An 18,156-nucleotide genomic window follows, 5' to 3' on the forward strand; every position below is an offset into this window, starting at 1 on the left:
TTGATATCAAAAATTGTTTTTGATGCTCGATGCTGTGAGTGCCCACACAGATTGCTTGATTCAAATTGTTAAAGAGCAGGGTCGATAACTATAACCCTCACTGATTTGCTTTGCAAGCCAGACCAGACGCGCACTGCGCCGTGCTGATGGAGGCGCATTATAGGGATATGATTCTCGCTGACAAGCGAAAACTCTGTGTTTTTTTGAAAAAGACGTTCAAGTGTTTAACTAACCATCAATCAGGATGAAAAGCGCCCCAATAACAACCCAAAGGAAGCCCATCAAGGGCTCTTTAGCATTCCTGCTTGGTCCAGAGCGTCCGACTATAGGTATGGGGGCCAAAAACAAAAAGGGCCCCTTGGGGCCCTTCGATGTCACGCAGTATCTCTATATCAGATAGAGAAACTGGAACCACAGCCACAGGTGGTGGTGGCATTGGGGTTGGTCACGGTGAAGCGCGAGCCTTCCAGACCTTCGGTGTAATCCACGCTGCCGCCAACCAGATACTGCAGGCTCATGGGATCGATCACCATGGTGACCCCGCTCTTCTCGACCACGGTATCCCCTTCGTTGATCTTCTCATCGAAGGTGAAACCATACTGGAAACCGGAGCAGCCACCGCCCGTGATGTACACCCGCAGCTTGAGCTCGGGATTTTCTTCTTCGGTGATCAGGGTCTTCACCTTGTTGGCTGCCGCATCCGTCATCTGGATGGGCAACGGGGCTTCTGCTACTGCACTCATTACTGACCTCACAACCGTTAAATCCACAAACATGGAAACCGCGAAATTATCCAATACCCGACCATTCAGTTCAAGTATTCACCAAGCTTCTTACTGTACGGCCGGCACAGGTGCCGGTGGAGCGACCACCAGCGGCTTGATTACCTCACCCCATTCAGCCAGCAGCTCCTGGGCTGGTTGCCGGCCATCCTTGCCGATGGTGACCCGTACCCGATCCGGTACAAAGCCTTCCGGCAACTGCCAGTTGCCTTCCAGCAGCTGGAAGTAACGCAGTGCATAGCGCCCCTCCCCCACCTTCATACCCAGCTCGCGGCTACCGAGGGTTCTGGGCTTGTCGCCCTGACTGCCTTCCACCTTTATCTGTACCTGACCACGAAACAGCTCGCGCTTCTTGGCGGGCTGGGTCAGCGCCAGCCGATAGTGATAACGGCCGGGGATACTGGTCTCCTGCAGGGTGAGGTTGTCGATCACCACCCCCACCTGCTCGCCGGTGGGACGCATGATCCGCTCGAAGAAGGCCAGCTGGCGCTTCTGCTCCTGTACCTGGGCCTCCTGATCCTTGAGCGTCTGCTGCAACTGCTCGAATGCCGCCTTCTGGGTAGCCAGCAGCGTCTCCTTGATGCCGAGCTCGCTCTTGAGCTGGCCTATGGCCTTGCCTTGGCGCTCCAGCGTCTCCTGCTGCACCGTCAGCAAGCTGCTCTGGGCCAGCTCCTGGCGATTACCGACGAAATAGCCGATGAGCGCCCCCACCATCAGCACTGCCAACCACTTCACTATCTGGGACATAAGGCCTCTTTTGTTACTGCGCATACTGCGGCCACGCTCCCTTCACTATACGCGACTCAAGCAGATTCAGGCCGGCAGACAGAGGGTTAACCGGCGGTGACGCCGCTTTCTCCCCGCTTTTGACGCGCAGCGAGCCGTAAAGTTCGCTCGAGGATCTGGGAATAAATCGGGCGCCCCCCCAACCACTGCGCCACCAGGGTCGCACCGACCGTGGTGATCATCATGGGCAGGATCAGCTGATAGTTGTCGGTCATCTCGGTGACCAGCACGATCCCCGTGATGGGGGCACGTACGGTGGCGGCAAACAACGCGCCCATTCCGGCAATGGCAAAGGCACCGGGTTCGATGCCCAGCTCCGGGAAGGCCGCATGGAACAGATGCCCGAACACCACCCCGAACAGGGTGCCCAGCGCCAGAGTCGGGGCAAACACCCCGCCCGGCGCGCCTGAGCAGAAACAGACCAGGGTAGCCACCAGCCGGATGGAGAAGATGAGGAACAAGGTGGCCATCGCATACTCCCCGCCCATCAGATGGGGGATGAGCTCGGTACCGCCGCCGGTCACCGCCGGGGCAACCAGCGACAGCACGCCGAAGGTTCCTGCCACCAGCGTCCCGATGGCCACAAAGCGATGGCGTCTGTTTTGATGCAGCGCCAGATAACCATCCTGACAGGCCAGCACCAGCTTGTTGAAGACAAAACCCAGCACGCCAAAAGCGGCCCCCATGAAGAGGAACAGCCAGAGCGCCCTGAGAGCCGGCGCATCGTAGTGAGGCAAGCTGATCACCGCCCCCTGCCCCTTCATGTTCTGCAGCATCAGGGTCGCCATGATGGCGGAGATGCCCACCGCCTTGATGGCCAGAAAGGAGTAGCGAAACTGCGGGCGCATCTCCTCCATCACGAACAGGATCCCCGCCAGCGGCGCATTGAAGGCCGCGGCCAGACCGCCCGCAGCCCCGGCTGCCAGCAGGGCGTGGCCATGCTCCTTCGGTAGCCGGAAGATATCCGCCACCATCTTGCCGAGGTTACCGCCGATCTGCACCGACGGGCCTTCCCGCCCCAGCACCATGCCGGAGCTCAGGGTGCAGATGCCACCGAAGAACTTGACCGGCAACACCCGCCACCAGCGTACCGGACGCAGCTCGTCCATGGCCCCCTCAATCTCGGGAATGCCGGAGCCACCCGCCTCCGGCGCAAAGGTATGGGTCAGGAAATAACCAATACAACCCAGCAAGGCGCTGAAACCAAAGCCGAGCAGGCCGAGCTGCCACCAGGGGCGATCGGCCAGCAGGTCGACACGCTGCTGTGCCAGCCAGTGCACGCCGGACTCGAACAGTCCGCAGACCAACCCGGCCAGGGTGCCGACCAGCGCCGCCAACAGCAGCACCAGCAGGGGCATCTTGTCTTGATGAATGATCCGCCGCAGGACAGGGCCGCGGGGAGGCGAGAGCGGTTCGGAGGAGGAGAGAGCTTGTTGCGACATGAAAAAACCACATTCGTTTGCTGACGGAGGTGACGATCATCCGGCCTGCTGTCCGGCTGCCCAGCACCGGGCCTTTCTGCTATAGTCGGCCCGTTTCATTTAACACGGGGCAGTCCTTGGCCGGGGTCAAGAGCGCAAGCATACTCCAGCGCCCCCTGACTGCCGAGCCGCAATCGGCCACCTGCGCCTGTGTGACGACCAAAATCCCATTAAGGATGATCCATGTCAAAATCAGATCAGCTGTTTGAACAGGCCCGCCAGACCATTCCGGGCGGCGTCAACTCACCGGTCCGCGCCTTCAATGGGGTCGGCGGCACACCCCGCTTCATCGATCACGCCGATGGCGCCTACCTCTATGACGTGGATGGCCAGGCCTATGTGGATTACATCGGCTCCTGGGGCCCCATGCTGCTGGGTCACAACCACCCAGCCATCAAGGCCGCCGTCATCAAGGCGGTGGAGAAAGGGCTGAGCTACGGCGCCCCGACCGAGATCGAAGTGCTGATGGCCGAGAAGGTGCGCCAGATCGTGCCCTCCATGGAGCAGGTCCGGATGGTCAACTCCGGCACCGAAGCCACCATGAGCGCCATCCGGCTGGCCCGCGGCTACACCGGTCGCGACAAGATCGTCAAATTCGAAGGCTGCTACCACGGCCACGCCGACTCCCTGCTGGTCAAGGCCGGCTCCGGCGCGCTGACCCTGGGTCAGCCCAACAGCCCGGGCGTCCCGGCCGACTTTGCCAAGCACACCCTGACCTGCGTGTTCAACGATCTGGACTCGGTGCGCGAAGCCTTCACCCAATACGGCAGCGAGATCGCCTGCATCATCGTCGAGCCGGTGGCCGGCAACATGAACTGCATCCCGCCGGTACCCGGCTTCCTGGAAGGGCTGCGCGCCATCTGTGACGAGTTCGGCGCCCTGCTGATCCTGGATGAGGTGATGACTGGCTTTCGCGTCTCCCTGCGCGGCGCCCAGGGCCACTACAACATCGACCCGGATCTCACCACCCTCGGCAAGATCATCGGTGCCGGCATGCCGGTCGGCGCCTTCGGCGGCAAGAAGAAGGTGATGCAGCACATCGCCCCGACCGGCCCCGTCTATCAGGCCGGCACTCTCTCCGGCAACCCGGTGGCCATGGCTGCCGGCCTCACCATGCTGGATCTGCTGCTGGAGCCGGGCCTCTATGAAGAGCTGAGCGCCAAGACCGCCCGGGTTGCAGAAGGGCTGAAAGCCGCTGCCGCCAAGCACGGTATCCCGCTTGCCATCAACTACGTCGGCGGCATGTTCGGCTTCTTCTTCACCGACGAGCCCGAGGTCACCCGCTACGAGCAGGTGACCCGCTGCGACATGGAACGCTTCAAGCGCTTCTATCATCTGATGCTGGAAGAGGGCGTCTACCTGGCGCCGAGTGCCTACGAGGCGGGCTTCCTGTCGCTGGCGCACGGTGACAAGGAGATTGAACACACCCTGGCCGCCGCAGAGCGCAGCTTCGCCAAGCTGGCTGGCTAAGCCGCCGCGTGTCGCAAAAGGGCCCTTCACGGGCCCTTTTTCATTGCAGCTTCGGCGCCTTTCGGCCTCCCCTGATACGCCCGATGTTGGTGCAGCATTTGCGCAAGCGGTGCTGCTCTGTCACCAAACGGTGCATATCCCGCCCCTCTGCCCGTCATAAAACGGGCCCACAATTTGCACCCTGCAAGTTGGATGCAAGCCCGTTTGAGCGAGGTGTATATGGCGGAAATGAGCCCCATCGATGTGCTGCGACGCTATCAGGAGTACGAAGCCGAACTGGCCCCTCTGCTGCTGGGACTGCTCACGGCATCACCCGATTCACTCAGGAGTTATCCCTTCATCCTGAACCAGGCACCCAGTCGGGAACCGCTCGGGATCCTGCCACCGGTGCCGGCGCCGCAAGCCCGTTTGCATCTGATAGTGCGAGGCCAGGGTCGTGAGCTGACCCTCTGCCTGAACCAGCTCATCGCCTGGCTGATGGGGGACAGGGAGCGACGCCGGGCCATGCCCTGGTTCAAGGGGGTTTATGTGGTGCTGAGTCTGGCGCTGTTTCTGATCGTCGCGACGCTCATCTGGCACGGGCTGGAGCAACTCTATCTGCTGCTGTGCGGGGCGCAGCAGAACCGGCTGGGGGCCTTCAGCGCCATCATCTTCCTGACCCTGGCGCTGGCAGTGTTCGACTTGGGCAAGACCATTCTGGAAGAGGAGGTGCTGCTGCATAAGGATATCTTTCGCCACAGCGCGATTCGCCGCACCATTACCCGCTTCATCGCCGCCATCTTGATCGCGGTCTCCATCGAGGGATTGCTGTTGCTGTTCAAGGGCTCGCTCGGCCAGAGCGAACTGCTCTGGCCGGCGGTGGGTGTGATGGGGTGCGCCGTGGGGCTGCTGCTGGCCCTCGGGCTCTATGTGTTTCTGGGGGCCAGGGCCGAAGCGGCGCTGGTGCAGGCCAGCCTGCGACCTCTGCCAGCCGTAGTTGCCGCGCCGCCCGCCAAGAAGCGGGCATGGTCCAGGAGGTATAGATAACGCTAAAGGACTGCAATCACGTCAATACTCCACGGCCAGCACCGACTCGCGCCGTACTGGCTAACCAGTGACGCCTGCCAACCGGGGTGGTGGCGCCCGCCGCGCCGCCCGCCAGGAGGCGTACATGGTCCAGGAGGTATAGATGACGATGAAGGCCACCAGCCATTTGAGCATCGCCATGTCCATGGATTTGACCAGCATGGCCGCCAGCACCACGCCGACAGGGCCGAAGATGGCCACCGCCAGCACCGCCTTGGCATCAAAGGCCCCTTTGCGGATGAAGGTGCCCGCCGAGAAGACGCTGAGCACGGCGGTGGAGCCCATCATGATGGGAAACGCCGCCAGCGGATTCATGCCGAGCAGATAGACCAGGGTCATGCAGGGGGCGAACAGGCCGATGCCCACGTTCATCAGCACACCGAAGATGAAGTTGCCGAGCAGCGCGATCCCGAGCTTGTAACCGGTCAGCCCCATGGCATCGCCACCGAGGGGGAACAGTCCCAGCAGGCCCGCGAAGATGAGGCCGGCCACCACCAGCAGGGAGACCGCCATCACCAGCCGGATGGTCTGGCGATCGAACGAGGCGACGTGGCGCGCCCCCCAAGCCGCCCCGGCGGCCGCGGCCACCATCATGCCGATGAGGGTGAGTGGGTCTACCTGCACGGCGCCGATGAAGATCAGCGACTGGGTGACCGTCGGCAACACGCACTGGCCGTTGAGGGTGCCCGGCAGCAGCCGATCGTCGATCAGCTTGAACTGCTTGTAGCAGGCGGTCTTCACCGCGAAGCTGCCCACCCCCAGGGTATCGAGAAAATTGGCAACAAAACCGATGGCCGCCACCGGCCAGAAGGGGGTCGACTCCAGCTCCCCCTGTTGCCGTTTGTTCCACCAGGCCCGTACCAGCATGAAGATGAACACCAGGGCGCAGATGATGAATATCAGGCGCAAAAGATTAATTAACATACAGAGTTCTCCAGCAACGGGCGGCGATTCTAAGGCAGCAAAAATAAAAAATCTTGGTCAGGATCAAGCATTCAGCCCATGCAAACGATTATCTGGAGAAACTCATGACGAGCACGCCCGAACGAATCTGCTAATACTTGTCTATGAGGGCCAGCAGGCCTGGGGCCACCGGTGGTAGTCATGGTCATTTCGCGACGACCACAGTCACCGGCGGGAAGTAGCCAAAAAGAAGGCCGGTATGCACCGACCTTCTTTTTTTATTGCTGACTCGCCGGCGTTTTGCCCGCCAGCCACTGCCAGCCCGGCAGACGTGGCAGTCGCTGGGCGATCCAGCCGATCAGCGCATCCGACAGCCCGGTCAACAGCAGCAGCGGCAGACAGAGCAGGGTCAGCGACAGGGCCCCTACATAGACATCCGTCAGCCAGTGGGCGCCGGAGAGAATGCGGGGCGCCGAGAACAACGGCACCATCAGCAGCGCGGTCACCCCGGCCCAGCGCGGCAGATGGCGCAGGGCAAAGCCGGCGAAGATCATCAGGAACAGGGCGTGATCGCCGGGGAAGCTGTCGCTGGAGGAGTCCTTGGTCGGGATCCCGCTGAGCTGGGTCACCCGCAGCGCGTCCGTCACCGTCAGGGTCGGGCTGGGCCGGCTGACCGGCAGCAGATGACCGAACTGGTTGATCACCAGCGCCCCCAGCAACATGACGATCCCCATGGCCACCAGCCGGCGGCGTCCCTGCTCGTCCGCACGCCAGAAGCAGCGAGAAAGGATCAGTCCCATGCAGGAGAGTACCGCCAGATCGAACAGCCGGTTGTTGGTCACGGCCACCAGATCGGCCCACCACTGGGCCTGACCCAGCCAGCCATTGACCAGATGGAAGACGGCGAGATCCCACTGATCCCAGGGGCCGTGATCGGGCAGAGCGGCCCAGCTGATGGCGATGAGACCACCCAACAGATAACAGGGTATAAATTTGCGCATACGAACTCTCCTCCCCGAAAAATGGGGCCGTATTTTAAAGCATAAAAAGCGTGACGTGAATCACACAAACGAGGGAGGAAAGGGTCATGCCTCCTATCCGGAAAGCCGGCGCGTCCCCTGCCGGCTTGGCCTGTTGCAGCCTTGCGGCTAGTATGGAGTCCCTCTATTTCGCGAGATGACGAGAGCTATGCGCAGCTACCTTCGGATGATGCTGTTTGCCCTGGGCCTGCTGGCCGGCGTGCAGATCCCGGGTCTGATCGACCTCTACTACCAGCGGCTGGATGCCCGCCTGCAGCAGGCCAGCCTCAGCCTGGCCTCTTTTCAGGAGACGGCGGACCAGCACTTCAACGGCGATCTGACGGCCCTGGTCAACCACTACCGCACCAACCCGGATCCGGTATTCGCCAAAGATGCTGCCAGCCTGCAGCTGCTGGTCAGCCAGCGCCAGACCCTGCAGCAGGAGAGCGTCTACAAGCACCATCCCTGGTACCGGCAACTCTCCCATTTGCTGCTGCGCGCCGAGCCCCAGCTCTGGCAGGATACCCTGCAAAACTACAGCTACGTGGTGCCGCTCAAGCAGGCCGCCATCGTCTGCGGCATGGCGGCAGGCCTGCTGGCAGCCCTGCTTGGCGATCTGTTGCTCAGCCTGGTGCTGTTGCCGTTTCGCCGGCAGCAGCCCCGCACACGCTACGCGCCGCGCTGACGAGATCGATGCGGTGGCGCAGGCAGCCGGAAACAACAAAGGGGCCAGTGGCCCCTTTGTTGTTTCCGTCCGGTGTCACAGCTCGTATGGCAGCCGCGACTGGCTGACCAAACGCTGGAGCGCCTGCACCACCAGGGGATCGAACTGGCTGCCGGAGCGTGACAGGATATATTCCATGGTCTGGGCCAGCGACCAGGGCTCCTTGTAGGGCCGCTTGCTGAGCAGGGCATCGAACACGTCGACCACGGCCACGATGCGGGCCGACAGCGGGATCTGCTGGCCGGCCAGCTGCTCCGGGTAACCCTTGCCATCGAAGTGTTCATGATGGCCGCGAGCAATCTCGGCCCCCAGCGACAGATAGCTGGTGCCCTCCACCATCTCCCCCGCCTTGTGCAATATGCTGGCGCCGATGTCCGCGTGCTGCTCCATGATGACCCGCTCATCCGGTTCGAACCGGCCCGGCTTGTGCAGGATGTGGTCCGGCGTGCCCACCTTGCCCACGTCGTGCAGTATGCTGGCCATGCCGATCATGTCGACGAAGCCCGGTGTCAGCTCATCGGGATAGGCCCCCGCCTGCTGCAGCTCGGCCACGATGGCATCGGAGAGCTTCTGCACCCGCAGCACGTGATCACCTGTATCCGAATCGCGGAACTCCGCCAGCGCCGCCAGCGCCACCACGGTCGCCTCTTGGGCGCGCAGCAGCTGGTTGTAGAGATAGAGGTTGTCGTACGCCGCCGAGATCCGCTGGCAGAACACGTCCAGCAGATCGCACTCGAGCGGATCGAGCGGCTGGGTGGGGGTAAAATTGAGCACGAACTCACGCCCGTTCTGGGCGGCGATATAGAGCGCATCCTGGGGATGCTCGAAGCGGTTGCAGCGGTTGGCCAGCGCACTCATCACCGAATCGTGCAGGGCCGGGAAGGCGCTGAGCGGCACATCGCTCAGCAGGGATTCATAGTCGCCGGTGGCCGCCAGGATCTCCAGCTCCTGCGAGCCGGGCCGGCGTTCGGCGCAGATGGCGCCTTCGGTGCCCACGTCGAGAATGGCGCTGATCTGCTTGAGCACGCCGGAGGCAAATTCTCGCAGCGAGTGCAGATGATAGAGATCCCCCGCCCCCTCCAGTATCTTGCCGAGCCCCTGCCGGCTCTTGTCGATGGCGCAGAGGGTCTCGTAGGAGCGCAGGGAGGCGATGACGGTGGTGTAGAGCTTCTGCACCGTCAGTTCGGTCTTGGTCTTGTAGTCGTTGATGTCGTAATCGAGGATCACCCGCTGCTCCGGAGCCTGCCCCGGCTGGCCGGTGCGCAGCACGATGCGCACCAGGCTGTTGTGCATCTCGTTGCGGATCTGGTGCACCAGCCGCAGGCCGGCATCCTCGGTCTCCATCACCACGTCCAGCAGGATCAGGGCGATGCGCGGATTGGCCAGCAGCATGCGGGCCGCTTCGGCGCCGCTGTAGGCGTTGAGCAGTTCAAGCGGGCGGGATTTGTACTGAATGTTGGAAAGTGCCAGCCGGGTGGCATGATGAATGTCCGGCTCATCATCGACGATCAACACCTGCCAGGGGTTGATCGCCTTGGTCACCACGGCCTCATCGTCATCCAGCTCGATGATGTCGTCATCCAGCCAGAGCTCGTCCTTGTCTTGGGCACTGCTCATATCGTTCACGCCTCCAGGCGCTGCATGAGGGTACTGACAGTATGTACCATCAGGCAGCGATGGATCACAAGCCCCTGCACTTGCCCCCTCGTGCTCGCCCAGCGCCGGCCGGCTTATTCGAACGGTTCGAGATAGGCCTGGATTGCCTTCCTCAGCCAGGCCAACACCTTGCCGTGATAGGCATTTTCCGACAGATAGACGCCGTAGTCGCGCCACTGCAGGCTGAACTTGTGCTTCAAGGTCAGCAGCTCCCCTTGCCGCAGCTGGCTCTGGATCAGCGGCGACGGCAGCACTGCCCAGCCGAGGCCATCGAGCACCGCATCGCGCATCAGCTCGAAGCTCGACAGCCCGATGTGGTGGCCGCCGATGGGCAGCAGGCTCTTGACCGAAAATTCGTCCACATAGGAGAGGGTGACCTGGGTATGACCGGTCAGATCCTGCTGCAATACCCGCTTCAGGCTAGCCAGCGGGTGGCTCGGGGCCACCACCATCAGGGTACGGATCGGGTTGAGCACCTCGATGTTGAGGCCGCTGCGCTCCTGCTCCTCGGTGATGAGGCCGAAGGCGGCGTCGACAAACCCCTCCTCCACCAGCGCGGGCAGCTCCGGCGGCGAGGCCAGCACCAGCGAGATGCTGGTGCCGGGAAACTGGTGGCGCAGCGCTCCCAGCATCTCCCGCCACACCGCCTCGGGAATGGCGTCATCCCGCGCCACCCGCAGCGCCACCTCGGCGCCGGAGGCGTAGTGTTCGCACTTGAGTTTGAGGCTGTTGGCGGCCTGCAGCAGCCGTTTGCAGTCGTCCAGCACCTGCTCGCCGATCTCGGTCAAGCGGCTCTGGTTGGCACCTCGTTCAAAAAGTTCGACGCCAAGCTCAACCTCAAGCGCCGCTATCGCAGTGCTGACGGCGCTGCGGCTCTTGCCAAGCCGGCGCGCCGTATTGGCAATGGAGCCACTGCAGGCTGATTCCACAAAGAGTTGTATCTGGTAGAGCTTCATGATCTGGGTCGTGAGCAGGGTATCCGATATTCACCTTACCTTGCCCCCTTCTAGCAAGGCAAACCGTCAGCGTCTGAATTGTCGACGCTCAGCGATTCTGCCGCCTGAGCGGGCTGCGGCTATCATGGCCCCGTCGCAGCAACAAAAGGACATTTTATGTTATTCAATCGCCTGCTTCTGGCCCGCATCTTCCTGACGGGCGCCATCCTGACCGAGGTCGCCGGAACCTCCAGCATGGCCATGATCCCGGAGAACGAGGCCGGCTGGCTCAACTATCTGCCGATGTGGCTGCTCATCTCCTTCTCCTATCTGTTGTTGGCCAAAGCCGCCAAAACAATCTCCATTGGTATTGCCTTCGCGCTCTGGGAGGGGCTGGGGATCGCGCTGATCACCGTCGTCTCCGTGCTGTTCCTCGACTACCACCTGAATGCTCAGGAGTTGATCGGGCTGGCGCTGGCCATAGTGGGTATTGTTCTGGTGACAATGGGTGAAACCCATGACGAACCGACCGCAGGCACCAGCAGCATCCGCCGCCTTGGCTCTGCCCATGACGAACCGACCGCAGGCACCGGCAGCCTCCGCCGTCTTGGCGCTGCCCATGACAAACCGGCCGCAGATACCGGCAGCCCCCGCCGTCTTGGCGCTGCCCATGACAAACCGGCCGCAGGTACTGGCAGTACTCGCTGCCTTGGCGCTGCCAAGGAGGCCTTATGCACCCGTTGATCATCGTACTGGGGGCAGCCCTGCTGGATATCGGTGCCAACATGGCGATCAACCGCTCGGTTGGTTTTCGTCACAAAGGCTGGGGATTTCTCGGCATACTGCTGGTGCTGTGTGCCTTCACCCTGCTGTCGGAAGCGGTGAGCACCGGCAAGATCGATCTGGCCGTGGCCTACGCCACCTGGGGTGCCATCGGCATTCTGGGGACCGCCCTCGGTGGCTTGCTGCTGTTTCGTGAGCGGCTCAAGCCCATCGGCTGGGTCGGCATGCTGGTGATGGCCGTCGCGGTGACCCTGCTCACCACAGCCTGATCGCCTCCGTCACGCACTTCACACCATGAAAAGAAGCCGCCCGGCTAACCGGGCGGCTTCTGCTCTTTATGGGGCAATGCAGGTTATGGGGCAATGCAGGCTTGCGGCAGGTCTGCCTCAGCGGCTCGCTTCGTAGAGCTCCAGCGGCAAGCCGTCTGGGTCGGCGAAGAAGGTAAAACGCTTGCCGGTCAGCTCGTCCACCCGCACCGGCTCCACCTCGACACCATGACCCTGCAGATGGGCGATGACCCGGTCGAGCTCAGCGACCCGAAAGGCCAGATGGCGCAAGCCGCACGCCTCCGGCCGGGAGGGGCGCAGGGGCGGCGCCGGGAAGCTGAACAACTCCAGCTGGCTGCCGTCCGGCAGCGCCAGATCCAGCTTCCACGACTGGCGCTCCTCGCGCAGCGTCTCGGCGATGATGGGCAGCCCCAGCACCTGGTGGTAGAAGTGGCGCGAGCGCGCATAATCGCTGGCGATGATGGCCACGTGGTGGATGGCATCGAACAGGGGATGTGACATGAGTTCTCCGGGCAAGCGGGCAGCCAGGGCTGCCCGCTGCGGTCAGTTGAAGAAACCGTTGAACCAGTTGTCCAGCGCATTGACCGGGCTGGACACCGGGCTGGCGCAGCCCATGGGCTCGGCCAGCCCGGCCAGCTTGGCAGGCACCTGCAGACTGCCGGGGCAGTCGCTGGTGACCCGGGTGCCGCTGGCACGGGAGAAGCTGGCCCAGCTCACCCCTTGCGGCATGTTCATGGCCAGGCTGTTGACCCCGCGCTGACTCATGTAGCCGCTGAACAGCTGCAGGGCACCGCTGGCGCCGGTCAGGCCGGCCGGGGTGTTGTCGTCGCGACCGACCCAGATGCTGACCAGCTCGTTGTTGTCGAGCCCGGTGAACCAGGAGTCGCGCAGCTCGTTGGTGGTGCCCGTCTTGGCTGCCATGGTGGCGCCGGGGAACTTGGCACCGAGCGCTCGCGCCGTGCCCTGGCTCACCGTCTTGGTCATGGCGAACAGGGTCAGCCAGCTGGCCTGTTCGTCGGTCACCCGCTTGGCCGCTTCGTCATGCTGATAGAGCTTGCTGCCGTCGCTGTTGACCACCGCCCGGATCGCCGACAGCGGCTGGGTCAGACCCTGGTTGGCAATGGGCAGGTACATCTGGTTCACCTCCATCGGCGAGAGCGCCACCGCCCCCAGCACCAATGAGGGATAGGGCTGGATCTCCTGCTCCACCCCCAGCTTGTGCAGGGTGTCCACCACCTTGTCCAGCCCCACCTGCAGCCCCAGATTGACGGTCGGCACGTTGAGGGAGCTGGCCAGCGCATCCATCAGCGGCACGCTCTGGCGGAACTTGCGATCGTAGTTTTGCGGAGTCCAGATCTGGCCATCCTTGCCGCGAATGCGGATCGGCTGATCCTTGAGCGGCGTGCCCAGAGTCAGGCCGTTGGAGAGGCCGGTCAGATAGACCGCGGGCTTCACCAGCGAGCCAATCTGGCGACGGGCATCCAGCGCCCGGTTGAAGCCGGCGTAGCGCGGATCCCGGCCGCCCACCATGGCCACCACCTCGCCCTTGTGCCAGTCGGAGACCACCATGGCCGCCTCCAGCTTCTTCTTGCCGCGCAGCTTCTCGATCTGGGCCAGACCCGACTCCACCGCCTGCTCGGCGGCGTGCTGGGCGATGGGATCCAGACTGGTGAAGATCTTGAGGCCGGACTGCTTGAGCAGATCCGGACCGAAGCGGCTCTGGATCTCCCGCTTGAGCAGGCCCATGAAGGCCGGGGTGCGGCCATAGCTCATCTGGCCGCGGGTGATGATGCCAAGCGGCTGCTTGCTGGCGAGCTCATACTCGGCCGGTTGCAGGCTGCCGTGATCCATCAGCAGCTTGAGCACCAGATCACGACGCGCCTTGGCCCGCTCCGGGAAGCGCCAGGGATCGTAATAGGAGGGCCCCTTCACCATGCCCACCAGCAGGGCCACCTGATCGATGTCCAGCTCGTTGACCGGAATGCCGAAGTAGAAGTAGGAGGCGAGCCCGAAGCCATAAACCCCCTGGGAGAAGTTCTGCCCCAGATAGACCTCGTTGAGGTAGGCCTCCAGGATCTCGTCCTTGCTGTAGCGATAGTCGATCAGCACCGCCATGTAGGCTTCCTGGGCCTTGCGCCACAGGCTGCGTTCCCGGGTCAGGAAGAAGTTCTTGGCCAGCTGCTGGGTCAGGGTACTGCCCCCCTGCACGGTACGACCCGCCAGCAGGTTGGCCGCCATGGCCCGCATGATGGCCACCGGCGAGACGCCGCCGTGCTGGTAGAAGTCGCGATCCTCGGTGGTGAGCAGGGTGATAAGCAGGCTGTCCGGCACCTCGGCGATGCGCACCAGCAGGCGATCCTCCCGATCCTCGGTGTTGAGGCGATCGAGCAGCACCGGGTCCATCTGGGCGTAGCCGAGCTGACGCTGATTCTCCAGCGACTGGATCCCCTCCAGCCGCGCACCGTTGAAGGTGAGGCGCAGGCCGCGGGCGGCATCGGCCCCGTCATGGAATTCGAACGGCCGGCGAATAAGCTCGATGCGGTTGCCGCTCACCGCATACTCGCCCGGTGTGTGGGGCTGGCGCACCTGCTTGTAGCTCAGCATGTTCAGCTCGCGCAGCATCTGGGCCTGGGAGAGGCGCTGGCTGGGATAGAGTTCCAGCGGCCGGCTGTAGACCATCACCGGCAACTGCCACTTCTCGCCGTCGAAGCGTTCACGCACCTTGGTATCGAGGTAGATGCCAAACACCACCATGAAGGCCGCTCCCACCAGGGAGAGCTTGAAACCCAGCCAGAACAGCGTGCGCCAGATGGTGCGTTTGGGCGCCGCCTTCTTGGGGGTGCGCTTGCGTCGTTGCGTTGCCATAAATCCTCTTTGCTTTCCTTTCTACTTGTTATGTCGCGTTCGCGAACGTCCGATCGGGCTTAACCAATTGGATCTGGATTCCGGGTTCGCTCCACCAGACAGATGGATGGATGTCTCCCCCCTCATCCCTGGCCCTTCTCCCACAAGGGGAGAAGGGAGCAAACACCCACCTCGATCAGTTCCCTCTCCCTCTGGGAGAGGGCCAGGGTGAGGGTCATCTGCTGGAGTAGGGCTACGTTATTCCCTGCACCAACCTACATCCCCATCTTCTTCTTGGTGACCCTGGTCGGCATCGCCTCCAGCGGATTGTCCGGCCAGTAGTGGCGGGGGTAGCGTCCCTTCATCTCCTTTTTCACCAGCTCGTAGGAACCGGCCCAGAAAGCAGCCAGATCGGCGGTGATCTGCAGCGGCCGCTGGGCCGGGGAGAGCAGCTCCACCACCAGTGCCACCCGGCCATCGGCCACGCACGGGGTCGCGGCCTGGCCGAACATCTCCTGAATGCGCACCGGGATCACCGGCGCCTGACCCGGCTGATAGCGGATCCGTACCCGGCTGCCGGTCGGCGCGCTAAAGTGGCCGGGCAGCGCCTCGTCCAGTCGCTTGGACAATGGCCAGGGCAGCGACTGGCGCAGGATGTCGCTCAGATCGAGCTTTTTCAACTGCTCCAGCCGGGTCATGCCGTTCACCGCCGGCAGCAGCCACTGCTCCAGGTCGGCCAGCAGGCTCGCCTCGTCCATGGCCGGCCACCCTTCGTCGGGCAACCAGTCACGGGCGCAACGCAACCGGGCCAGCAGCCCCTCGCTGGCGTCATCCCAGGGCAGCACATGCAGCCCCTTGCGCCGGATGCCCTGCAGCAGGCAGCGCCCCTTCTGTTCATCGGAAAGATCGGTCAGCGGCCGCTGGCTCAGCACCAGCTCGCCGAGCACCTGCTGGCGTTCGGCCCGCACCCGCTCTTCACGCTCGTCCCAGTCGAACCACTGGCGCTCGCTCACCAGCTCGGGCAGCTGGCGCACCAGCTCATCCAGCTCCACCGGCTCGGCGATGAAGATGCGGCTGCCGCGCTCGTTCTGGCCCATCTCGATGGCAATGAGCGCCCCCTGCCCCTGACAGGGATGACCTTCTACCAGATCGCAGCTCACCCCGCCACTGAGCTGATAGCGGCTGCCGCTGCGCAGTTTGCCGATGCGATCGGGCCAGGCGAGGGCGCACAGCAGCCCCAGCCATTGCCCCCGCGCACTGGCGGGGCGGGCGCCGAGCCGCTCGAACCAGCGGGCCGCACTCTGGCGCAGGGCCCCCTGGCGGCGGTGGAACAGCACGGAGAGGCGCTCCGATCCTCGCAGATCTTCTTCCAGCAGCGCCACCAGGAAAGCCGCATCGGCGACAATCCCTGTCAGACCTTCCGCCTCCAGCTCGCGCGCACGCAGCAGCATGCGGGCAAGCCGGGGATGGGTACCGAAGGCCGCCATGGCGCGGCCGGCCGGGGTAAGTTGTTGCTCACCCTCCGGCTTCATGGCGCCGAGGGCCACCAGCAGCCGCTGGGCGCTGGCCACGGCGGCGGCCAGCGGCATGTCCAGCAGCGGCAGCTCTTCGACCTTGGCCCCCCACTGGGCGGCGTCCAGCAGCAGGCCGGTCAGCTCCTGGGTGAGGATGTCGGGCGGGCTCTGCTCGGCGAGGCGCTCCTGCACCTCGCTGCTCCAGAGCCGGTAGCAGACACCGGGGCCGAGACGACCGGCGCGGCCCGCCCGCTGGGTGGCGGAGGCTTTGGCGATGGGACGGGTCTCCAGCCGGGTGACGCCGCTCTTGATGTCGAAGGAGGCGCGCCGCTCCAGCCCGCTGTCGACCACCACGGAGATCCCCTCGATGGTGAGCGAGGTCTCCGCCACATTGGTGGTGAGCACCAGCTTACGGCGCCCCGCAGGTGCCGGCTCGATGGCCGCCTGCTGGGCCGCCATGTCGAGGCGGCCGTAGAGGGGGGCGAGGGTCACTTCGTCCGACAGCCGCCCTTCCAGCCACTGTGCCAGCCGCTCGATCTCCCCCTGGCCCGGCAGGAACACCAGCAGGCTGCCGGCGTGGGCGGCCAGCGCCTCCAGCACCACGGCGCCGACCTGGGGTTCCAGCCACTGCTGGCGATTGGCGGGGCGATAGTGGTAGTCGATGGGAAAACCGCGCCCCTCCGAGCGAACCACCGGGGCCTCCGGCAAAAGCCGCTCCAGCGCCATGCCATCCAGGGTGGCGGACATCACCAGCAGCTTGAGCTCATCGCGCAATCCCTGCTGGCTCTCGATGGCGAAGGCCAGCGCGGTATCGGCGTGCAGGCTGCGCTCGTGGAACTCATCGAAGATGACCAGGGAGACGCCGGTGAGCTCAGGATCCTGCTGCAGCATCCGGGTCAGCACCCCTTCAGTGACGATCTCGAGCCGGGTAGCTGCGCTGGTGCGGCTCTCGCCACGCACCCGCAGGCCGATGCGCTCGCCCACCTTCTCCCCGAGCTGACGCGCCAGAAAGGCAGCGATGTTGCGCGCCGCGAGACGTCTGGGCTCCAGCATGATGATGCGACCGGGCAGCCGGTTCTGACGCACCAGCTCCAGCGGCAGCAGGGTCGATTTGCCCGCACCGGGCGGCGCCTGCAGGATCACGCTGGCATGGTTGTCGATGGCGGCAAAGAGTGCGGGCAGCACCGACACTATGGGGAGGGAAGACAAAGGGATCTGCACCTTCTTGTTGCAAGTCGTAAAGCGGCGCCCATTCTGCCACAGCCTGGCCGGCCACCGTGAGCGGATGTCGGCCGGCGAGACAGGATGCAGTGGCTGCCCTAGAATGGGCCACCCTGTCTGCGTGAAAGAGGCATGCTCACCCGAATGGCCAAACTCTTCTTTGCCCTGCCCGCCGAGGCGCTGGCACCCGATCTCGTCGCCTGGCGCGACCAACTGCCCTGGCCGGGTCAACCGGTGCCCGCAGCCAATCTCCACCTGACCCTGGCCTTCCTCGGCGAAGCGGATCAGCTCACCACCACCCGCCTGATGGCCGCCGTCGAGCGCCAGCACTGCCCGCCGCTCACCATAGCGCTCAATGAAACCGGCTGGTTCGGCCGCGCCAAGGCCGCCTGGGTCGGCCCGACGGAGTGGCCCAACGAGCTCACCGTGCTGGCCAGGGCGCTGCGTCGCCACGGCGAGAAGCTGGGGCTTGGCAACGGCGAGCAAGGTTATCGCCCCCACATCACCCTGTCGCGCAAGGCGAACGAACCGCCGGCGCTGCTGCCCGCCCCCGATTTCGTGCTGCAGGCCGACCGCTTCTGCCTCTATCAATCCCTCTCGACCCCGGACGGGGTGCGCTACGAGCCCCTCGCCTGCTGGCCGCTGCGGGCCAGAGAGAAAATGGCATCCTGACCGGCGGCCATGCC

Annotated in this window: 15 protein-coding genes and 1 pseudogene; 6 read left to right on the forward strand and 10 right to left on the reverse strand. The window is 63.9% G+C overall.

The window, feature by feature from the left end; genetic code table 11:
- Positions 1–392: 392 nt before the first annotated feature.
- From erpA to clcA, 3 genes are all read right to left on the reverse strand, one after another.
- Positions 393–743 (reverse strand): iron-sulfur cluster insertion protein ErpA, encoded by a 351-nt coding sequence (erpA, locus tag OKB87_RS14075; protein ID WP_005304404.1) that lies wholly within the window; start codon positions 741–743, stop codon positions 393–395.
- A 90-nt stretch (positions 744–833) separates the two neighbouring features.
- Positions 834–1,529: a DUF6776 family protein gene (locus tag OKB87_RS14080; RefSeq protein ID WP_270827776.1), complete on the reverse strand. Its 696-nt coding sequence runs from the start codon at positions 1,527–1,529 to the stop codon at positions 834–836.
- A gap of 86 nt (positions 1,530–1,615) precedes the next feature.
- The gene (gene clcA, locus OKB87_RS14085) at positions 1,616–3,010 is read right to left on the reverse strand and encodes a H(+)/Cl(-) exchange transporter ClcA (RefSeq protein WP_270697527.1); all 1,395 of its coding nucleotides are present in this window, start codon (positions 3,008–3,010) and stop codon (positions 1,616–1,618) included.
- A 222-nt stretch (positions 3,011–3,232) separates the two neighbouring features.
- On the opposite strand from clcA, the gene hemL reads away from it, so the two are divergent.
- Together hemL and OKB87_RS14095 are read left to right on the forward strand one after the other, a co-directional pair.
- A complete protein-coding gene (gene hemL, locus OKB87_RS14090) occupies positions 3,233–4,519 on the forward strand; it encodes a glutamate-1-semialdehyde 2,1-aminomutase (RefSeq protein WP_270697526.1) in 1,287 nt (428 codons plus the stop codon).
- Between the two features lie 219 nt (positions 4,520–4,738).
- Positions 4,739–5,545 carry a hypothetical protein gene (locus OKB87_RS14095; RefSeq protein WP_270827777.1) on the forward strand — a complete coding sequence of 269 codons (807 nt, stop codon included), beginning with the start codon at positions 4,739–4,741 and terminating at the stop codon, positions 5,543–5,545.
- 60 nt (positions 5,546–5,605) lie between these two features.
- On the opposite strand, the gene OKB87_RS14100 is transcribed toward OKB87_RS14095, so the two are convergent.
- Positions 5,606–6,508 (reverse strand): sulfite exporter TauE/SafE family protein, encoded by a 903-nt coding sequence (locus OKB87_RS14100; protein WP_270827778.1) that lies wholly within the window; start codon positions 6,506–6,508, stop codon positions 5,606–5,608.
- Positions 6,509–6,765: 257 nt separating this feature from the next.
- Positions 6,766–7,488, reverse strand: coding sequence for a phosphatase PAP2 family protein (locus OKB87_RS14105; protein WP_045789068.1), 723 nt, complete (start codon positions 7,486–7,488; stop codon positions 6,766–6,768).
- A 175-nt stretch (positions 7,489–7,663) separates the two neighbouring features.
- Here OKB87_RS14105 and OKB87_RS14110 point away from each other — a divergent pair, with 175 nt between their 5' ends.
- Positions 7,664–8,191, forward strand: a complete 528-nt coding sequence (locus OKB87_RS14110) for a DUF2937 family protein (protein ID WP_270827779.1) — start codon at positions 7,664–7,666, stop codon at positions 8,189–8,191.
- A gap of 75 nt (positions 8,192–8,266) precedes the next feature.
- Here OKB87_RS14110 and OKB87_RS14115 read toward each other — a convergent pair whose 3' ends face one another.
- Together OKB87_RS14115 and OKB87_RS14120 are read right to left on the reverse strand one after the other, a co-directional pair.
- Positions 8,267–9,847, reverse strand: a complete 1,581-nt coding sequence (locus tag OKB87_RS14115) for a response regulator (RefSeq protein ID WP_103829041.1) — start codon at positions 9,845–9,847, stop codon at positions 8,267–8,269.
- A 113-nt stretch (positions 9,848–9,960) separates the two neighbouring features.
- Positions 9,961–10,842: a LysR family transcriptional regulator gene (locus tag OKB87_RS14120; RefSeq protein ID WP_270827780.1), complete on the reverse strand. Its 882-nt coding sequence runs from the start codon at positions 10,840–10,842 to the stop codon at positions 9,961–9,963.
- A 156-nt stretch (positions 10,843–10,998) separates the two neighbouring features.
- On the opposite strand from OKB87_RS14120, the pseudogene OKB87_RS23600 reads away from it, so the two are divergent.
- Positions 10,999–11,361 (forward strand): annotated as a pseudogene (locus OKB87_RS23600) (SMR family transporter); the annotation flags it as partial.
- A 191-nt stretch (positions 11,362–11,552) separates the two neighbouring features.
- Positions 11,553–11,873, forward strand: coding sequence for an SMR family transporter (locus OKB87_RS14130; protein WP_039214514.1), 321 nt, complete (start codon positions 11,553–11,555; stop codon positions 11,871–11,873).
- Between the two features lie 117 nt (positions 11,874–11,990).
- Here the strand turns inward: OKB87_RS14130 and gloA2 are convergent, their stop codons facing one another.
- The 3 genes from gloA2 to hrpB form a co-directional block, all read right to left on the reverse strand.
- Positions 11,991–12,392, reverse strand: coding sequence for an SMU1112c/YaeR family gloxylase I-like metalloprotein (gloA2, locus tag OKB87_RS14135; protein ID WP_039214513.1), 402 nt, complete (start codon positions 12,390–12,392; stop codon positions 11,991–11,993).
- A gap of 42 nt (positions 12,393–12,434) precedes the next feature.
- The gene (mrcB, locus tag OKB87_RS14140) at positions 12,435–14,756 is read right to left on the reverse strand and encodes a penicillin-binding protein 1B (protein WP_039214512.1); all 2,322 of its coding nucleotides are present in this window, start codon (positions 14,754–14,756) and stop codon (positions 12,435–12,437) included.
- A gap of 254 nt (positions 14,757–15,010) precedes the next feature.
- Positions 15,011–17,458, reverse strand: coding sequence for an ATP-dependent helicase HrpB (gene hrpB / locus OKB87_RS14145; protein ID WP_270827782.1), 2,448 nt, complete (start codon positions 17,456–17,458; stop codon positions 15,011–15,013).
- Positions 17,459–17,614: 156 nt separating this feature from the next.
- On the opposite strand from hrpB, the gene thpR reads away from it, so the two are divergent.
- The gene (thpR, locus tag OKB87_RS14150; protein WP_270827917.1) at positions 17,615–18,142 is read left to right on the forward strand and encodes an RNA 2',3'-cyclic phosphodiesterase; all 528 of its coding nucleotides are present in this window, start codon (positions 17,615–17,617) and stop codon (positions 18,140–18,142) included.
- Positions 18,143–18,156: the final 14 nt, after the last annotated feature.

The sequence above is a fragment of the Aeromonas sp. Y318-1 genome (assembly GCF_027706125.1).
Classification (GTDB): domain Bacteria; phylum Pseudomonadota; class Gammaproteobacteria; order Enterobacterales; family Aeromonadaceae; genus Aeromonas; species Aeromonas hydrophila.

Bases quoted from the DNA above. Each gene is read 5' to 3' on its own strand.
- clcA (WP_270697527.1), bottom strand. From the start codon at position 3,010: ATGTCGCAACAAGCTCTCTCCTCCTCCGAACCGCTCTCGCCTCCCCGC.
- OKB87_RS14080 (WP_270827776.1), bottom strand. From the start codon at position 1,529: ATGTCCCAGATAGTGAAGTGGTTGGCAGTGCTGATGGTGGGGGCGCTC.
- erpA (WP_005304404.1), bottom strand. From the start codon at position 743: ATGAGTGCAGTAGCAGAAGCCCCGTTGCCCATCCAGATGACGGATGCG.
- gloA2 (WP_039214513.1), bottom strand. From the start codon at position 12,392: ATGTCACATCCCCTGTTCGATGCCATCCACCACGTGGCCATCATCGCC.
- hemL (WP_270697526.1), top strand. From the start codon at position 3,233: ATGTCAAAATCAGATCAGCTGTTTGAACAGGCCCGCCAGACCATTCCG.
- OKB87_RS14105 (WP_045789068.1), bottom strand. From the start codon at position 7,488: ATGCGCAAATTTATACCCTGTTATCTGTTGGGTGGTCTCATCGCCATC.
- OKB87_RS14100 (WP_270827778.1), bottom strand. From the start codon at position 6,508: ATGTTAATTAATCTTTTGCGCCTGATATTCATCATCTGCGCCCTGGTG.
- OKB87_RS14120 (WP_270827780.1), bottom strand. From the start codon at position 10,842: ATGAAGCTCTACCAGATACAACTCTTTGTGGAATCAGCCTGCAGTGGC.
- thpR (WP_270827917.1), top strand. From the start codon at position 17,615: ATGGCCAAACTCTTCTTTGCCCTGCCCGCCGAGGCGCTGGCACCCGAT.
- OKB87_RS14110 (WP_270827779.1), top strand. From the start codon at position 7,664: ATGACGAGAGCTATGCGCAGCTACCTTCGGATGATGCTGTTTGCCCTG.
- mrcB (WP_039214512.1), bottom strand. From the start codon at position 14,756: ATGGCAACGCAACGACGCAAGCGCACCCCCAAGAAGGCGGCGCCCAAA.
- OKB87_RS14095 (WP_270827777.1), top strand. From the start codon at position 4,739: ATGGCGGAAATGAGCCCCATCGATGTGCTGCGACGCTATCAGGAGTAC.
- OKB87_RS14130 (WP_039214514.1), top strand. From the start codon at position 11,553: ATGCACCCGTTGATCATCGTACTGGGGGCAGCCCTGCTGGATATCGGT.
- OKB87_RS14115 (WP_103829041.1), bottom strand. From the start codon at position 9,847: ATGAGCAGTGCCCAAGACAAGGACGAGCTCTGGCTGGATGACGACATC.